Here is a 14,826-nt window from a genome sequence, read left to right as displayed (position 1 = left end):
TCAGTGTGTTTCCAAAGAAATGGTGAATAAAATTGTCAATACTACGCCGATGACCACCAGATAAACTCCGATGTCAAAAAGCAAGGCAGACCCTACCAATCCTACAACCGGAATCGGTTGCTCAATCCAGAGTCCGGTCATGACCGGAAGTCCAAATAAAACGGGTAGAAACATGGCAACAGCTGCCACAATCAGACCTACCGGAATAATTGCTGATGGCTTGTATTTGAGCATTTTCATACTCTCGGCTGTTCCAAATGCGAAACTATGTAAAACAAATGCGATGGCAGCTACCAGTCCACCTACAAATCCTCCTCCCGGATAATAATGACCACGGAGCAGAAGGAAGACAGAAAATAATAATAGTATAGGCAGCAAATATCTGGATGCCGACTGTAATATGGGACTTCTCATAGGTTAATCTTTTTCTGAAGTTTTTAGTCTTAGTTTGATCAGACTATATACACCAATTGCAGAAATACTTAAAACAACAATTTCAAACATGGTATCAAAGCCTCTGAAATCCACCAGCACGATGTTAACTACATTCTTGCCTCTTGCCAGCGAATAGGCAAATTTCCCATAGAAATCGCTGATGTCTTTTACTGTGGGAATTTGTAGTACTTTGATTGCTGTCAGAGACAACAGAATTCCAAACAGCCCTGCGACAAGAGCATCTCTGATCACTATGGCTCGATTACTGTGCGGAACAACCAAAAACGACGGCAAATTGAACAACACAAATACAAACAAAACGACTGTTAAGGTATCAATGGTGAATTGTGTAATGGCCAGATCAGGCGCGCTGTAAAATACAAACATCAGACAAATAGCATATCCGATGATACTTGTACCCACCACTGCTGTGAGCCGGGATGTAGTGGTTACAGTCAAATAAAGAGCTCCCAGTAAAATCACCACATTAACCCCTTCATGAACACTTATTGGAATCAGCTTGCTGTAATCGACATAGATAGGTCCTCCTTTTACTAATTCATATATAAGCAGGACTTCGGCGAAAACTATAATTTTAAACAGGTACGAACGCAAAAATCCATTGTGCATGAAGCCGGTATACCATACTGAAAAACGCCTCAGATTAACCCATGACTTTTGGAAAATATAATGAGGTGTATAGCTGTTGAATCTCTCAACAAAGGCAATTTTACTTGCTGCCGGCTTGTTAACCAGATAGACAACCGTCCCGGTGACGATCGTGGCCCCACTCAACAGGAGTACTGTGTTGAAGCCATGCCATATTTTCAGAGTAAACTCCACAGGTTCAACTGACAGAGCATTGACTGTAGGTGCCACAATGTATTGCCCTGCTATATCGGGAAAACAGCCTAGTACAAAACCGAGGATACCCAGGATGAGTGGCGGTACCCAAACCAGTGCGGAAGGCAATTTGACATTCTCAAACCTTGAGGGTAATGGCCCTGTAAAAGGTTTGATTCCTGCCATCAATCCTGCCGCCACCAGACATATGTTAGCGATAACAGCCACCACCGTCAGTATAATCGCCAATTGAGAACCTGCAGCCAATGTTGCTTCATAGATCAGGTCCTTTCCAATAAAACCAAAAGAAAATGGAAGGCCAGCACTCGAAAGAGCTGCCAACACACCCGCAACAAATACGGGGAACAGTACTTTTCTTAGCCCGGACAGTCGCGTGAGTTCCCGTGTTCCTGTCTGGTAGTCGAGAATACCGGTTACGAGAAACAAACAAGCCTTGTACAGCGCGTGTACGATGATAAATGTACTCGCCGCGATAAGCGCCTCTTCGGTACCTAAACCAATCAAAAAAGTCAATACACCCAATACTGCGATCGTCGAATAGGCTAACACGCCTTTTAGGTCTGTTCTGAAAAGGGAATGTAATGCCGCATACAGCATCGTAATCCCTCCAACAATCATCAAGGTATTTGACCAAGCCGAAGTGCCTCCCAACACCGGTGTAAACCTGGCCAGCAGAAATATACCCGCTTTCACCATCGTGGCTGAATGCAGGTAAGCAGATACAGGTGTTGGTGCCTTCATAGCACCGGGTAGCCAAAAGTGAAACGGGAATTGGGCGGATTTTGTAAATGCCCCCATAAAAACTAGCCCTAAAACCACCGGATACATTTCGTGACCTGTGATCATACCAGATGATGAGATCAACTTACTGATGGAATAAGTATCTGCGATGTTTCCCATCAGGATTAAGCCTGCGAGCAGAAAAAAACCTCCTAACCCGGTCACACTAAGTGCTGTAAGGGCACTCTTCCTGGAAACTGCGCTGTCATTATTAAAGCCAATCAAGAAGAAGGAACTGATACTGGTAAGTTCCCAGAAGACAAAAAGGAGTAAAATGTTATCTGATAGCACTACACCCAGCATAGCAGACATAAAAAGGCATAAGTAGCCGTAAAAGCGGTCGAGATAGCGGTGCCCTTTTAAATAAGAACTGGCATATATGAAAATGAGAGATCCGATACCGGTGATCAATAGACTGAAAAGCAAAGACAAACCATCCAGTCTGAATTCAAAGTTAGTCCCTAGTGAAGGCACCCATGGGGTACTTTCATATAAAATACTACCTGATCGGATTTGGGGAATGTGGCTTGCAAAAAAACAAAACAACGCAGCCGGCAGCACTGCCAGAATAATGCTGCGATCTGATCGGAAATATCTCCCCAGTGGGATTAGCAAACATGATGTAATTAAACCTATCAGTATTGTGAATAACATTTACGCGCATTTATATTGTCAAAACAGATTTCTATCAGCTTATCTTACCATAAGCTACAGCACACTCTTAATACCAAACCATGATGGCCTTTAGGGAAACTTCCTTGCACAGATTCGACCAAACTTAAACTTTACCCCGCCGTGTTGGCATCATCAAGTGGCAACCGCTGCAATTTTTACGCCAAGCTGGCATAATCGCGGAAAATAATCAATATACGCAATTTTCAGTTGAAAAGCAAGCTATACTGATAGCGCGGCGTGTTGGCTGAACCCATGTCGGCTAAGCAATTCCTGTGGTAAAATGCTGTTTCGGAGTGGACGGAGTGAATCAGTAAAGAACTGCTGTTAGTCCGACAAAATAAGGAAAACAACGCAGATGAATGGCATCATGTAATATCGGGAAATGATATCTACAGGTAGGAGTAACGACCACACCCAACCTATTTGATAGTCCTAAATACCTAGAATGAAATTGCTATGTTAGTCGACCAAATGTTAAACACAACCACTACTATGGTAAAGAAACATTTGGTATAACTTTCCAATCCCTGAAACGCCATAGCAAACACCTACGTGGCGTATTGCATACTTTGGTCTTCTCGAGTAAGTTGCGTATCATATGTTATCGTAGCTTGTATTCAAAATTCTGAATATAAAATTCAAAAAAGTTATAACTAATTAGAAGCGTCAGCATTACCAGGCGTGTGAGTTTCAAAGAACATGGTGGGTGTCGATTTCAATTTGGTTACGGAAAATTTCTCCTCTGGTGTTTTCCTGGAATACAAGTACCCTTCCTGTCGTGAGGTTGAAATCGTTAATAGATAACTTTCGGTTCTGACTTCATTTTTCACCCATGCATCAAACCACTCCACAGCGACAATGATATTTTGATAAATAATAAGATTATAGGCAGATAAATCTACATCGACCCACTTTTGACTTTTGTAAGCATTAAAAAATATATTTTCTGTCATAAGCTCTTTGCTTAAATTTCCAGAATGACTCTCGTCAAGTGGTAAAATATGCAATCGGAAGCGCACGCTGTCAAATTCACAATCATTAAGATGCATTTTAAATTTGGTCAGTTTTAACGGCGTCTCATTAGTATGAATAGCAACTCCGCGCAGACGACCTCTGGAGCTCACGTAATCACCCCAACCGGTATACCTGGAACTAGGATTTTTGTTGCCGATAATAATAAGTTCTCTTTTGCCTAGGGCGACCACTTCATGTAGCTCAATAGCATTTGCTGTGAGCTTGATTTCATAATTGGATTCAGATAGGTCGCGCTTCAAAAATGTTGCAGATTCATACCCTAGATAGCTCACTATGACCGTATCAAGCGAGGCTGCATTGGTAATGTTGATAAGGAAATGACCATGTGAATCAGCTATTCCCCCTACACTTTTCCCCTTTACTCCTATACTGGCGTATGGTAAAGGCGCTTTGGTTTGACGATCAGTAATAGTCCCGATAAAAGATTGCCCGAATAATGTAATTGGCAGGCAAATGATAATACAAAGTAATTTGATCCGGTATTTTTACATAGTACAAATAGCTGCATGTGTCTTTTAAAGATCACATCTGTCCAATTATACCTTTCAAATATCCTAAGGTAAGCAGACTAAGTTAATGGGAATACGCCAGCCTACATCCGGTTGGCAATAATGTTATGCATTTTAAATCAAACACTTCTGGTGAAAATAAAAAGGCTATATTTACTTGATATGAATAAACAAGGACCAATTATAATTACAGAAGATGATGCTACGATCGGTTTCTGCTTGAAGAAGTATTTACATCGTTGAGCTATCCAGATAAAAGGATATATTTTATCGATGGTCAGGAAGCACTGGATTATCTGTATAAAATCGATAGTGTTCCATTTCTGATATTATCTGATATCAATATGCCCAGGTTGGACGGTTTTCAACTCAGACAAAAATTGCACACAGATGCCCAACTGCAGCTTAAGTGTATTCCATATCTTTTCTTCTCAACGGCAATGAATCAGAAAATGGTGATCGATGCATATAGTATGTCTGCACAAGGTTTTTTTATCAAGCAAAACTCATTTTCTGAACTAGAAAAAACAATTAAAGCGATAATGGAATATTGAACAAGGTGCGCCGCTCCTAATAATTTTGTATTGTAGTATAATGTAGCAACTTTTCATTTTGATTAACTATCTCATATCTTCGATTCATTTAGTATAAACTTGCCTCATGTAATCTGACTATCTGAAAATAAAAACACTCCTGTTATCCCGGAGCTTCAGATCCCTTTAAATCACAGGACATAAACGAAACCCAGAGCCATGATTGCAGACTTAGTCAGGGAGAGCGATATGTCTGGCTATTAGATGAAAAACCACACATTGTACAATATGATTTGTTGAAATGTAATGCCAATTTTCTTTGGATCACCGATACAGCGAAAGGCATCTTAAAGATTTACTCAATTTTAAACCACTTTCTTGTAAATATACGTGGGGCATATGAAATCATTAAATAGCTCCACACCGGTATTTTTGCGGAGTCCGGAACCTTGTCAAGCAGCTCCATGCGCTTATCAGCAACTGTAAAAGAAAACCCGTAAATGATTTCAATGGACCGCACCGGCTTGGAGTTCAAAGACATATCACTTTCAAAACCCAGATAGGTTCCGTTACTCTCCAAATTTTGCATCAGCAACGGATATTGTGTGTAAAAAATATGCGCATCACCGCGAAGGGAAAGCTTTTCACCAGCCTGGTAAATGATGAACAGGTAAGGATTGATTAGTCCTTTGGCATTTAAATCGGCCGGAAATTTGGTGAACAGATTCATATTTCCCATGAATTTCCAGGCTACCCCATAAAGTGGTACAAACGATGCGAATACTTCTCCGGAGTTTGTTCTTTTACTCCCACTCAGAATTTCAGCTCCCAGCCTGAACAAAGTTTTGCCTGTGTTAGCACTGATTTCAGGCTGTACATAATAGGCTTGGATCTTTTTTAACGCAGCAGTTTGTCCGTATTGGTAATATGCATTCACTGTCGCATAAAACCAGCTCTTTGTATATTCCAGTCGCCCGCCATTTGTGATCCGTTCGTAGTAGTGCCTATCACCGGACGTTGCCCGAAATACATCTACGGCATTTATGGTTGTCAAAGTGACCTGGTTGGTGAATTTGTGTTTTAGGTGGTGAACAAACAGGTATTTATAGGTATGAGGAGAAACCGGAGAATATACCGGATCAAAATGCTTCGCATACGGCCTTGTAAAGGTGATGGTCAAATCAGTTTCTAACTTCTTTTTATAAAGAAACCGAATACCTTCATGTGCGCGGCTTTGCTGCCCCCAGGGCGCGGCAGAAAATATCCGACCATTATCCAGCGATAATGCCTGTCTGCCAATCCGGACTGAAAGGTTTGTAAAAATCCTGGATTCAGCATATGCTTCGAAAAAATTCATATTGCCTACCTTGGAAAACCGGCCGGATTTCCCCCACACATGAATTTCCTGGGGTGATGCATGTAATCGAAACCAGTTGGTCCTATAATTAATGCTAAGCCGGTTTCTTTGAGTTGTGTAAAGTTCCGGCATTGTGGTGTCAGCTGCAGTCAACATGAAATTATCTCTGTATTCTGTCCTTGGCCTTATTTCAAGATCAACAATTAGTTCCCGGAGCAACGTGTCTGGCGACTGTGCGTATACTTCGTTCATTACGAAGAACGCAATAAAAAGAGCCATGCGGTAAACATGGATAGCGTAAAGGATCATCCGGGATAACATAAATACGGTTTCTTTTTTATCGTAAAAAACCAGAAAATAATTGTTAATGCAGTGCGGCGGCGGAAGATGTTTTAGTCACAACCAATACTGGGAGCGAGGATTTTCTGATTTCATCGTACACATGTACTATGGGCAGATACCTGTAGCTTAGTTTTTAGATTGTTGATCTGCCTCACCTTTCAAACTTACCAGCAAATCCCGAATATTTTTGCTGATTTGAAAAATTTGGTGTATTCCAGACAAAGGAAAAGCCTGTAAATATATGATTTACAGGCTTTTAGTGTATTATGATATTAAATCTGGCGGTCTGGACGGGACTCGAAGGCTTTCGAGCTATATTCATCTAAACCGCATTGTATCAACATTTTGTAGTCTACAAAGCGCTTGGCTTTTTACTGCTGCCACCGAAAGTTACTTTCTATGCTAAAGCTGCTGTAGGCAACTCTCCATATAACGGTAGTACCTTCGACATTACGGGGGCAGGATTATACTTTCCCAGTAGGACTTCAACCGTCTTTTGTAAACCTTCGATCTGCCGATCCTTAACATCTATTTGATTCAGTAAGCGCTTAAATTGTTCTTCAAGGCTGGCAAGGTGCTCCATCAGATATCCTGACTCCTTTGGTTCAGTAGCATCGCTATTTTTCCAGCGATTAAAAAGATACTCTTTTGTTACACCAAGAATCTTCGCCCATTCTTCAAGCTCTTCATCACTCATTTCTGATCTACCGAATGTGAAATACATTGCTTGACGTGACTTGCCTGACAAAGTTGCTAATTTTGCGACTTTAAGATTTTTCTCTTCAGCAACTTCTTTAATGATTACTCCTATTGGCGTTGATCTCATATACAATATTGTTTATATAGTGTTAAATATGTAATAACCTTTAACAAGCTAGTAATAACTTTATAAATGCAAATATTGACTTTTGAAAAGTTAAAAGCAATACCGCTTGTGGAAAATGTAAACCTTTTGACATAAAAAATCCCGCAACGGGTGAGGTTTGCGGGAATTGGAGTGGTAAATTTGCTGAGATTAATCCAATGATATAAAGAATGGACGTATTTGAACACTTAAATCTAGTTTTTCCTAAGGAAAAGAGATTAGATTTTTCTAGAATTGAACTGATCAGATCTGAGCTCCATCTTTCAGAATGTGAACAGCCTATCACTACATTCTCGGTACCACTGGAAAACTATTTACAGGCGGTTGAAGCCGTGTCCATAGCGGAGAAAGCCCTCAGTGAGGTAACATCTTCAATACAACGTCTTTAACAAACGGGGCAATTGTAGCAATGTTAGCTCCCAAGGCTACGATATCTAACACGGTACTTGGCTTTAATTTCCCTGTGTCGGATTCTGCGATTGCATTATCGACTACCGCCACTGCGCTTTCCTTTTCCTGGTCAGTTGCGTCTTGGTCAGCGTTGATCCGTACAGCCAAGAGTTTCATGATTTCCCTAAACATAACTGGGTCATTAATTGAGACATTCTTGGAGTCGACAACAACGTTGGAATTATCACCTACTGTAAAACTATAATTATTCATTGACCTTGTGATTTGTGACAAATAGTGTAACCCTGTCGGTGTGATTTTAGCTGAGTAAGGCTGATACGACGGCGGAATACTATAGGAGCCTGAGCGATCGCCGCGAAAGCTGTTGTTTCTTCTGCCGGCCGTCGAAAAATATATCCCGCCACTGTATCCTCCTTTAAACTGGATATTACCTGCGGACCGCAAATCGGTTAGAACGGCGTTCTTATCCTTCTTTTCGCGAATGCCTATCTGTTCCAAAAAAGAGTCTATTGGATGGAACTGGCCATCGCCTGCAAAGGACTCTAAATGTTGTAAAATTCGAATGTAATTGTTTTCCATTAAAAATCAGTCTCGCTTTTGCCGGATCCTGACATTGCCTTTTTGAGCGATTCGATTTGCTTCAGTACAGTTTCCTCGGTGATCTCCTTAATTTTGCTCCATTGATATTGGGTCGGCATATTACCTGTTATAGCTTTCGCAGAAGTTTTCTTCGCTTCCAATGCTCCTGAAGAAATAACCTTATCCATTCCGGCCGATTCATGGTTGAAATCAGAAAACGTGTATTTGTATTTATCGTCTTTAACGATCACGGTAACGGTATAAATCACATTCCCAACCTCAAACATACCAGCTGGCGGATTTTTCACAGCCATCGGTTTCACAACTTTCCCCAAAAGTTTGCCGGTCTCTTTGTCTTCAAGTTCTAAAGCAAGCTTTGTGCCTCCGGTACCGGTAACAAACCACGACTTTGCCTTCGAAAACAGATCATCCTTCTTAGAACCAGGCAGATCCACAACCTCCGTGTAAGTGATCTTCTGAGTTTCAGGGTCGATTGGCAATTTCTGAGCTTTGGAAGCTAATGAGATTAACAATAAGGAGGAGAGTAAAATTAATTTCGATTTCATCTGGATTAATTAATTGATTTTTAAATAGTTAAAAATTTACAGAAATTTAATAACAACATTGTTGTTGCATTTGTGATAACATTGTTATTACATTTGAAAAGTCGTTCACTTCTTACGAAAGACAATAATAGTAAATAACGGTCTATAACCTACAATTATGAACGTTGATAAAGACAAAGTAAGGCAACCATTGGGACAAGCGCTGATAGCGCTTGACAATGTAGACAGGCTTTTGCTCCGCAGAAAGCTGATTCGGATCGGGCTAACACAGGGCAGGTGGAAACACATTCTGACCAACGCAGTTGCACATGAACTTCCCTCATTTGTGAGAGATGCGATCATTGAGGAAGTGCCATCTACTGCGGAGCTATTTGAACATCCCAACCTAAAAGGTGAAAGTGTCTAATTCTTATCTGTAAACCCGTTTATATGAAACTCATAACCGCTCTTAAAATCGCCTTTTTTATGGCCCTGCTATCAGAAACAACTTTTGAATTGATGTCTAAATACGATTCTTGGATCATAGGCATTTGTCTCGGAGCAATGTTCGGACTTTTTGTAGTAAGCACTATCAAAAGTAGCCGCAACAGATGAGCACGACAGATCTAAGTCTCAAAGAGAGGTTTTTAGCGGGTCATCCATTCGTTGGGAAACAAAGCTATCTGCATCGGTATCGTTACGACGATGAATGCGGGGTGCAGAAGTGTGAATTCGGAGTTCCTGCCAGCTGGGTATACTATGGGCTTGTCGATAAGATCAATGAGGCGGGATGTACCATTTACATTTCGGTGCTTGGTGCAAAGACAGTAACAATTCGGATCAAGTTTGAAGATCTGATTTTCATCCCAATTGCATGACCGGGATTGTCCTTTATCAATTGTCGTACTCTTATGTGATTTGCATATGACATATCGTGAAAGATTCATTGCCGGCCAAACCTTCAGCTTTCTTCAGAAACCATATCACTATCAGTACAAGGAAAGCGAACATGTTCTTTATCGAAATGACAATTACATGTTGGGCAATTTTCAACCGTATGCCAGAGTGTACAATGTTGGCAAGATTGATTTTGATGCAGTATTACTGGACAATGATTCTAATGTACTTGGGCACCATTGGGAGTTCACTGACATGCATTTTGGTTGGTTCCAGCCAAAGTGGCATTTCAAGTGGCTTGAAGTGAATGAGTGGATGCATGTATATGTGAAGCATACTTTCGAAGAACGTTTGGACGGTCTGCCACATCCCTGTTGCGAGATCATAGCAGTTCTCACTCCAAACTGTAATGAAAATAAAGAAGTGTGGCATGCCTACTTGAACGGTGGCCTTACTATAAAGGAGTTAGCAGTATCCAGCAAGTCACTGGATAGCATTCAAAATGAAGTCGAAAATCATATTTTAAATAAATAACATATGTCACAGGTAGCTTCTATAATCCTTACTAATGAAGATTTTGCTTTGATCGATAAAGCTTTGAAGAAAATGGCCGTCAATGATATGCCGAATCTATTAGAAACTTTGAGTTCGTCCTTCCTGGATGACGCTTATATGAGCCCACTATTTAAAGGGAGTCACTGGCAACAGAAAAGAGACAAAGAAGCTAAGGAAAAAGAGCAAGAGGAAACAGTGGTAGTGCTTCGAGCAAAACTGATCCAATTTAGAAAGCAATATCAAGAATTTAACAATACTGCTGGTCCAAGCGGAGCTGGCAAATAAAGAAATTGGCGTGAGAACGCTGATGTAGAAGAGGGTTTACGTAAAGTAATGGCGGTGGCTGATTAGCTGCCGTCATTCTAAAAACTATCAGGACTGAAGGTGTGGCGTAATGGTAGCGCGTCTGGCTCCGGCCACTCTGTGCGGGTTCGAATCCCGTCTCCTTCACATCTCCACTCGGAGACCGTTGAGTAATGTAGTAAGTCCTTCCCCGCCGCGCTGTGGCGGGGAAGATTAGACAACCAGGCTTCAACAAAAGACATCGCGGGGTAGAGCAGTTGGCAGCTCGTTGGGCTCATAACCCAAAGGTCGCTGGTTCGAGTCCAGCCCCCGCTACAAGGTAAGACAGGTTTTACTGCTGATCCGGCATTGCTCCCGGATTGGGTAAGGGAAAGTACGTCTCAACCTCCTGCCAAAGGTGCTCATTATATGAGAGTTGCGCGGGTAAGGGTAAGTATGCCCTTTCTGAACAGCATCTAAGGCAAAACATATATACTAATACGTTACCGGCAAATAAGCGATGTCAGGGTTAGGGGAACTATGTCCTAAAAATGGCAAAAATGTTTCAATAGAAATTTCAATTGAGGTTTCCATTGAGGTTCAATTGAAAGATTGAGCGATAGAGCTATTGAAAGCTGTGTACTAGTTACTATCCGATATAAACAAATTTTCAAAATTCAAAAAAATGGCAGGAATCCCTCGTAGACCAACCAAAGGACGCGCATTACAGCCCGATCCGAACAAGAGCCTATTTAAATTCAAGCTCACCTGGTTGCCTGATGCGGACGGTAATCAGAAAAAGAGCGAAACCTGGTACAGTTACGACTACCAGATAGAGCGTGAAGAATTCCCTGAAGGCATCAGCAAAGACCTCAGAATGCAGTGGAAGCAACTACTGGCAAATATCTGGAAGTATGAAGAGCTGTATGAATTTGTCAAATGGCTTAGGCCACACAACCAGGATGACAGTCTGCTGCTTTACATGCCCAACTGGCCGGAGATTTATGAAAGCATTCAGATGATCGAGACCAAGTATGGTTGGAGTGTACTCGAAAATTACGTCCATATGGTCGGCTTCCATGATTTTGCGCTGCAATCGGTAAACAGAAGCCATCCAAGGCAAGCTGGCAACAGTCCAGGACGCGTTGACTTCCGCAGATTCTACGGCTTTAAATACGTCCATCGCAACGATTTCATAGTGACCAATCTGGCCACGGGTAAATTAGTAAAGGTAGATGTGTACGACAACCTGATGTATCATTCGGAAAACCACCTACACACGCTGTTTGGCCGGATTCCTACCAATGATCCCGCACCAATGCCAATTCGTGGCGGCATACCGCAAGCAATCGGCTCTATGATTCCAAAATATAGCGAGTAGCAACTTTTAACTTAAAGCGATATGGATTATCAGATGTCTCTTTTTTCAAATCCGACAACACCTGGAAGCAAAAAGTCGAGCGATAACCTCATAAGTGAAGAAGAACAGGTCATTACACTAGAAACAAAGGTTTCATGGCCAGCAAAGTGGCGAGAAAAGGATGGTGAAAGAATGATCCTGTTTTCAATACCAATGCATTCGGACCTACTTAAAGCAATAGGTGGGAAAGGACCGAGTGCTGTTAACTGCTACTATCGGAATCTGCGGTTCAAATACGGCACACTAACCAAAGGAACAGCCATAAAGCTTACGGCCAGCATCGACAGAGGTAAACGTGGTGGCGTTCAGCTACACATCAAGGAGCTGGAAGTAGTGGGTGAAGTCGCAAAGGATCTTACCAAGGTCTCGGCCAATATGATGAAGAAATGGGCAAAGCAGATTGAAAAGCAACAAAAAAGCTAGGTCGAATTTTATGCAGATCGATATCCAATCATTTCGTAGCAATACATTCTCCATACGGTTGGTAAATGACAAGGTGTACCATGTACCTGGATGGGAGCCAGTCCCGATTATGCGGTTTTTCAACCGATCCCGGGACGATGAGACCCAAATACTGATCGCAGCTTCAATAGGAGCCCTGCAATGGACACTGAAAAGCCGAGACGAACTAGATCACTTTATGCAGCGTGCCATCCCAACTTACTGTACTCAAATATCACCCACTTTACCGCCCAAATCATGACCAAAAAAGTAGATATCCAAACCACAGGCAAGAAGCTGACCAATATGGAACATACCATTCTGGAAGCAGCAAAGGCTAAAGCAGACCAGGGATTTGACAGGAACTATATCCGCTTGTCTGTTGAAGAAGAAATTAAAAGCTGGAAACAGCGCGACCGATACCGTACCGCCGAAACCCACTTGCACTACAAAAGCATCTGGGAAATGGATTTGAAGAACGGAAGCACAGTATTGGCAATCTTTAAGACCCGTCTGTAATGGCTCCTATAACAATACGCCTATCGCCATTCGAGGTAAAGGCAATTCTGGATATCCTGGAAGATGCCTGCCGCAAGTGTGCTGATCGCAATGTAAGAGTAGAAACGATTGTACTTGCTGAATTCTATGTCCAGTGGTGGAGAAAGCGTCTATCGACCTTCACCAAGCCAATGCCAAAAAAAGACCCGGCTTATAAAATACCGGTGTCAGTTGTAAGAATTCTGCACTATCGTTTACAGCATTCGCCCAGCGATCATACACGGCAATTTATTCTCGCCAAACTCGACCAGGCGCTTATTGACAGAAACCTCCGTCCCACATTCCCAACAAAACTTTTATGAACAAATTTCTTACTGACCTTGTCGTCATCATCTTCCGGATCATTTTCGCGATCATACTTGTCTGCGCTGCACTGATTGGAATGGCGGTGGCAGCTCCAACACTTCTGGTATTTGCAGTGATCAGCTTTATCAAGTTCGTAATTCTTCCCAAACCGGCAATTTTATGAGCACCGCTTACTTTGGCGGTAAGTCCGGAGCAGGCACTTACCAGACCATCATCAATCAGATTCCACCGCACAGGATATATGTGGAGCTATTCGGTGGTATGCTCGGCATATACCGACACAAGCGGCAGGCACAACTGAGCATCTTGATCGATAAGGATATCGACCTGATAACAAGGTGGGGGAAGTTTCAGATTAAGCCAGAGCTTAAAATTAACTCAATATTAAACTTGGTGAACAGTAAAAAATCAGCGGGTAGTTGGGGATACGCGGGTTGTTCACTTGAATTGTTTGAGTATTCAGCAGCATATAGCGCATTGAACTGTGACGATGTTTTTATTTATGTTGACCCACCTTACTTGATGGAAACAAGGAGCTCATCAACCAGGTATAAGCATGAGTTGACGGATGAACGGCACAAAGAATTGCTTGAAACATTGATATCTCTTCCGGATGCCAAGATTGCGCTAAGCACCTATCCGAATGATTTGTATTATGATTTTTTCATGGATAGAATGAACTGGCGCTTTATTGAATTTGAGAGCCAAACCCGTCACGGCAAAGCGATCGAGCAGCTTTGGATGAATTACCCGGAGCCAACAGAATTACACGATTATCAATACCTGGGCAGCGATTACCGAGAACGGGAACGGATCAGCCGGAAGCTAAAGCGCTGGCATGCGAAGTTCCTCGAGCTGGCACCGCTGGAACAGGCGGCAATGATACAACGACTTACAACCATTCAGGATCCTACCGCCGAAATGAGCGAGGGATGATCATCAGATTTTTTCAAACTTCAATTTTTTTATGGAAAATACTAATAACGTGAGTGTGAAGAGCTATACCCTTTATGATCAAAGTGGTAGCTGGCTAGGGCAAATTGTTCTTTCGTCAGACGGGCTGTTTGCATCTGTTACTGATTGGGGTAATCTCTCTTATGCCTGGAGGACTTATGGGAAGGCTGATTTCAGAGAATTCATCTGTAGCCTCAATGTGGACTACTTCGGAGGGAAAATGTTTGTAGGCATGTCTTACATTCTTCATGGGCAGAAATGTGAGGATGCTTGCAGGCGCTACGCTGCTCGAATACTACCGGCTTTACAGGAAGTATTGAAACAGGATTTGGAAATAAACCCAACTTGGTGAGAAGTATAAACCTTAACAGAGTCAATCAAATGGAATATTTTAAAAAACGCAGTATCTGCCTGACATACTATGGTGTAATACTGAGACAGGAACCGTTAAACGCATTGGTGGTTATCGATGGTGAATCGGGC

At 42.0% G+C, this 14,826-nt stretch carries 20 protein-coding genes and 1 tRNA gene; 14 read left to right on the top strand and 7 right to left on the bottom strand.

Annotated features, from left to right (window positions below; all coding sequences use genetic code 11):
- The 3 genes from AC1XUE_RS00105 to AC1XUE_RS00095 all read right to left on the bottom strand — a co-directional run bounded on the left by AC1XUE_RS00105 (window position 1) and on the right by AC1XUE_RS00095 (window position 4,199).
- Window positions 1–414 (bottom strand): Na+/H+ antiporter subunit B, encoded by a 414-nt coding sequence (locus tag AC1XUE_RS00105; protein ID WP_483353887.1) that lies wholly within the window; start codon window positions 412–414, stop codon window positions 1–3.
- 3 nt (window positions 415–417) lie between these two features.
- A complete protein-coding gene (mbhE, locus tag AC1XUE_RS00100; protein WP_483353886.1) occupies window positions 418–2,694 on the bottom strand; it encodes a hydrogen gas-evolving membrane-bound hydrogenase subunit E in 2,277 nt (758 codons plus the stop codon).
- Window positions 2,695–3,407: 713 nt separating this feature from the next.
- Complete coding sequence (locus tag AC1XUE_RS00095) at window positions 3,408–4,199, bottom strand: carboxypeptidase-like regulatory domain-containing protein (protein WP_483355982.1); 792 nt, start codon at window positions 4,197–4,199, stop codon at window positions 3,408–3,410.
- Between the two features lie 338 nt (window positions 4,200–4,537).
- Between AC1XUE_RS00095 and AC1XUE_RS00090 the strand changes: the two genes are divergently transcribed.
- Window positions 4,538–4,852 carry a response regulator gene (locus AC1XUE_RS00090; RefSeq protein WP_483353885.1) on the top strand — a complete coding sequence of 105 codons (315 nt, stop codon included), beginning with the start codon at window positions 4,538–4,540 and terminating at the stop codon, window positions 4,850–4,852.
- Between the two features lie 334 nt (window positions 4,853–5,186).
- Here the strand turns inward: AC1XUE_RS00090 and AC1XUE_RS00085 are convergent, their stop codons facing one another.
- The 4 genes from AC1XUE_RS00085 to AC1XUE_RS00070 form a co-directional block, all read right to left on the bottom strand.
- Window positions 5,187–6,467: an alginate export family protein gene (locus AC1XUE_RS00085; protein ID WP_483353884.1), complete on the bottom strand. Its 1,281-nt coding sequence runs from the start codon at window positions 6,465–6,467 to the stop codon at window positions 5,187–5,189.
- A gap of 460 nt (window positions 6,468–6,927) precedes the next feature.
- A complete protein-coding gene (locus AC1XUE_RS00080) occupies window positions 6,928–7,356 on the bottom strand; it encodes a helix-turn-helix domain-containing protein (RefSeq protein ID WP_483353883.1) in 429 nt (142 codons plus the stop codon).
- A 393-nt stretch (window positions 7,357–7,749) separates the two neighbouring features.
- On the bottom strand, window positions 7,750–8,385 hold the full coding sequence (locus AC1XUE_RS00075; RefSeq protein ID WP_483353882.1) for a hypothetical protein: 636 nt from the start codon (window positions 8,383–8,385) through the stop codon (window positions 7,750–7,752).
- Complete coding sequence (locus AC1XUE_RS00070) at window positions 8,385–8,951, bottom strand: DUF4468 domain-containing protein (protein ID WP_483353881.1); 567 nt, start codon at window positions 8,949–8,951, stop codon at window positions 8,385–8,387. Before AC1XUE_RS00070 ends, AC1XUE_RS00075 begins: the two co-directional genes overlap by 1 nt.
- A 157-nt stretch (window positions 8,952–9,108) precedes the next feature.
- On the opposite strand from AC1XUE_RS00070, the gene AC1XUE_RS00065 reads away from it, so the two are divergent.
- The 13 genes from AC1XUE_RS00065 to AC1XUE_RS00005 all read left to right on the top strand — a co-directional run bounded on the left by AC1XUE_RS00065 (window position 9,109) and on the right by AC1XUE_RS00005 (window position 14,695).
- The gene (locus AC1XUE_RS00065; RefSeq protein ID WP_483353880.1) at window positions 9,109–9,357 is read left to right on the top strand and encodes a hypothetical protein; all 249 of its coding nucleotides are present in this window, start codon (window positions 9,109–9,111) and stop codon (window positions 9,355–9,357) included.
- A gap of 23 nt (window positions 9,358–9,380) precedes the next feature.
- Entirely contained in the window at window positions 9,381–9,545 is a 165-nt protein-coding gene (locus AC1XUE_RS00060) for a hypothetical protein (protein ID WP_483353879.1), read from the top strand.
- On the top strand, window positions 9,542–9,808 hold the full coding sequence (locus AC1XUE_RS00055) for a hypothetical protein (protein WP_483353878.1): 267 nt from the start codon (window positions 9,542–9,544) through the stop codon (window positions 9,806–9,808). The genes AC1XUE_RS00060 and AC1XUE_RS00055 overlap by 4 nt, the downstream gene beginning before the upstream one ends.
- Window positions 9,809–9,854: 46 nt before the next feature.
- Window positions 9,855–10,361, top strand: a complete 507-nt coding sequence (locus tag AC1XUE_RS00050) for a hypothetical protein (RefSeq protein ID WP_483353877.1) — start codon at window positions 9,855–9,857, stop codon at window positions 10,359–10,361.
- Window positions 10,362–10,364: 3 nt separating this feature from the next.
- Window positions 10,365–10,667 carry a hypothetical protein gene (locus tag AC1XUE_RS00045; RefSeq protein WP_483353876.1) on the top strand — a complete coding sequence of 101 codons (303 nt, stop codon included), beginning with the start codon at window positions 10,365–10,367 and terminating at the stop codon, window positions 10,665–10,667.
- A 260-nt stretch (window positions 10,668–10,927) separates the two neighbouring features.
- A tRNA-Met gene (locus AC1XUE_RS00040) sits at window positions 10,928–11,000 on the top strand.
- Between the two features lie 436 nt (window positions 11,001–11,436).
- On the top strand, window positions 11,437–12,045 hold the full coding sequence (locus AC1XUE_RS00035; protein ID WP_483353875.1) for a hypothetical protein: 609 nt from the start codon (window positions 11,437–11,439) through the stop codon (window positions 12,043–12,045).
- A gap of 21 nt (window positions 12,046–12,066) precedes the next feature.
- Complete coding sequence (locus AC1XUE_RS00030; RefSeq protein WP_483353874.1) at window positions 12,067–12,507, top strand: hypothetical protein; 441 nt, start codon at window positions 12,067–12,069, stop codon at window positions 12,505–12,507.
- A gap of 276 nt (window positions 12,508–12,783) precedes the next feature.
- The gene (locus AC1XUE_RS00025) at window positions 12,784–13,044 is read left to right on the top strand and encodes a hypothetical protein (protein WP_483353873.1); all 261 of its coding nucleotides are present in this window, start codon (window positions 12,784–12,786) and stop codon (window positions 13,042–13,044) included.
- Window positions 13,044–13,385, top strand: coding sequence for a hypothetical protein (locus AC1XUE_RS00020; protein WP_483353872.1), 342 nt, complete (start codon window positions 13,044–13,046; stop codon window positions 13,383–13,385). Before AC1XUE_RS00025 ends, AC1XUE_RS00020 begins: the two co-directional genes overlap by 1 nt.
- Window positions 13,382–13,552, top strand: coding sequence for a hypothetical protein (locus tag AC1XUE_RS00015; protein WP_483353871.1), 171 nt, complete (start codon window positions 13,382–13,384; stop codon window positions 13,550–13,552). The genes AC1XUE_RS00020 and AC1XUE_RS00015 overlap by 4 nt, the downstream gene beginning before the upstream one ends.
- Window positions 13,549–14,325 (top strand): DNA adenine methylase, encoded by a 777-nt coding sequence (locus tag AC1XUE_RS00010; protein WP_483353870.1) that lies wholly within the window; start codon window positions 13,549–13,551, stop codon window positions 14,323–14,325. Before AC1XUE_RS00015 ends, AC1XUE_RS00010 begins: the two co-directional genes overlap by 4 nt.
- 31 nt (window positions 14,326–14,356) lie before the next feature.
- Window positions 14,357–14,695: a phiTE_072 family protein gene (locus AC1XUE_RS00005; RefSeq protein WP_483353869.1), complete on the top strand. Its 339-nt coding sequence runs from the start codon at window positions 14,357–14,359 to the stop codon at window positions 14,693–14,695.
- Window positions 14,696–14,826 lie beyond the last annotated feature (131 nt).

It is taken from the genome of Dyadobacter sp. HNCC25DJ187, from assembly GCF_056895255.1.
This window is presented reverse-complemented; position numbering and strand designations above follow the sequence as displayed.

Excerpts from the sequence above, each read along its gene's own strand:
- AC1XUE_RS00105 (WP_483353887.1), bottom strand. The coding sequence starts at position 414 with ATGAGAAGTCCCATATTACAGTCGGCATCCAGATATTTGCTGCCTATA.
- AC1XUE_RS00085 (WP_483353884.1), bottom strand. The coding sequence starts at position 6,467 with ATGGCTCTTTTTATTGCGTTCTTCGTAATGAACGAAGTATACGCACAG.
- AC1XUE_RS00080 (WP_483353883.1), bottom strand. The coding sequence starts at position 7,356 with ATGAGATCAACGCCAATAGGAGTAATCATTAAAGAAGTTGCTGAAGAG.
- AC1XUE_RS00075 (WP_483353882.1), bottom strand. The coding sequence starts at position 8,385 with ATGGAAAACAATTACATTCGAATTTTACAACATTTAGAGTCCTTTGCA.
- AC1XUE_RS00070 (WP_483353881.1), bottom strand. The coding sequence starts at position 8,951 with ATGAAATCGAAATTAATTTTACTCTCCTCCTTATTGTTAATCTCATTA.
- AC1XUE_RS00065 (WP_483353880.1), top strand. The coding sequence starts at position 9,109 with ATGAACGTTGATAAAGACAAAGTAAGGCAACCATTGGGACAAGCGCTG.
- AC1XUE_RS00060 (WP_483353879.1), top strand. The coding sequence starts at position 9,381 with ATGAAACTCATAACCGCTCTTAAAATCGCCTTTTTTATGGCCCTGCTA.
- AC1XUE_RS00055 (WP_483353878.1), top strand. The coding sequence starts at position 9,542 with ATGAGCACGACAGATCTAAGTCTCAAAGAGAGGTTTTTAGCGGGTCAT.
- AC1XUE_RS00050 (WP_483353877.1), top strand. The coding sequence starts at position 9,855 with ATGACATATCGTGAAAGATTCATTGCCGGCCAAACCTTCAGCTTTCTT.
- AC1XUE_RS00045 (WP_483353876.1), top strand. The coding sequence starts at position 10,365 with ATGTCACAGGTAGCTTCTATAATCCTTACTAATGAAGATTTTGCTTTG.
- AC1XUE_RS00030 (WP_483353874.1), top strand. The coding sequence starts at position 12,067 with ATGGATTATCAGATGTCTCTTTTTTCAAATCCGACAACACCTGGAAGC.
- AC1XUE_RS00025 (WP_483353873.1), top strand. The coding sequence starts at position 12,784 with ATGACCAAAAAAGTAGATATCCAAACCACAGGCAAGAAGCTGACCAAT.
- AC1XUE_RS00020 (WP_483353872.1), top strand. The coding sequence starts at position 13,044 with ATGGCTCCTATAACAATACGCCTATCGCCATTCGAGGTAAAGGCAATT.
- AC1XUE_RS00015 (WP_483353871.1), top strand. The coding sequence starts at position 13,382 with ATGAACAAATTTCTTACTGACCTTGTCGTCATCATCTTCCGGATCATT.
- AC1XUE_RS00010 (WP_483353870.1), top strand. The coding sequence starts at position 13,549 with ATGAGCACCGCTTACTTTGGCGGTAAGTCCGGAGCAGGCACTTACCAG.
- AC1XUE_RS00005 (WP_483353869.1), top strand. The coding sequence starts at position 14,357 with ATGGAAAATACTAATAACGTGAGTGTGAAGAGCTATACCCTTTATGAT.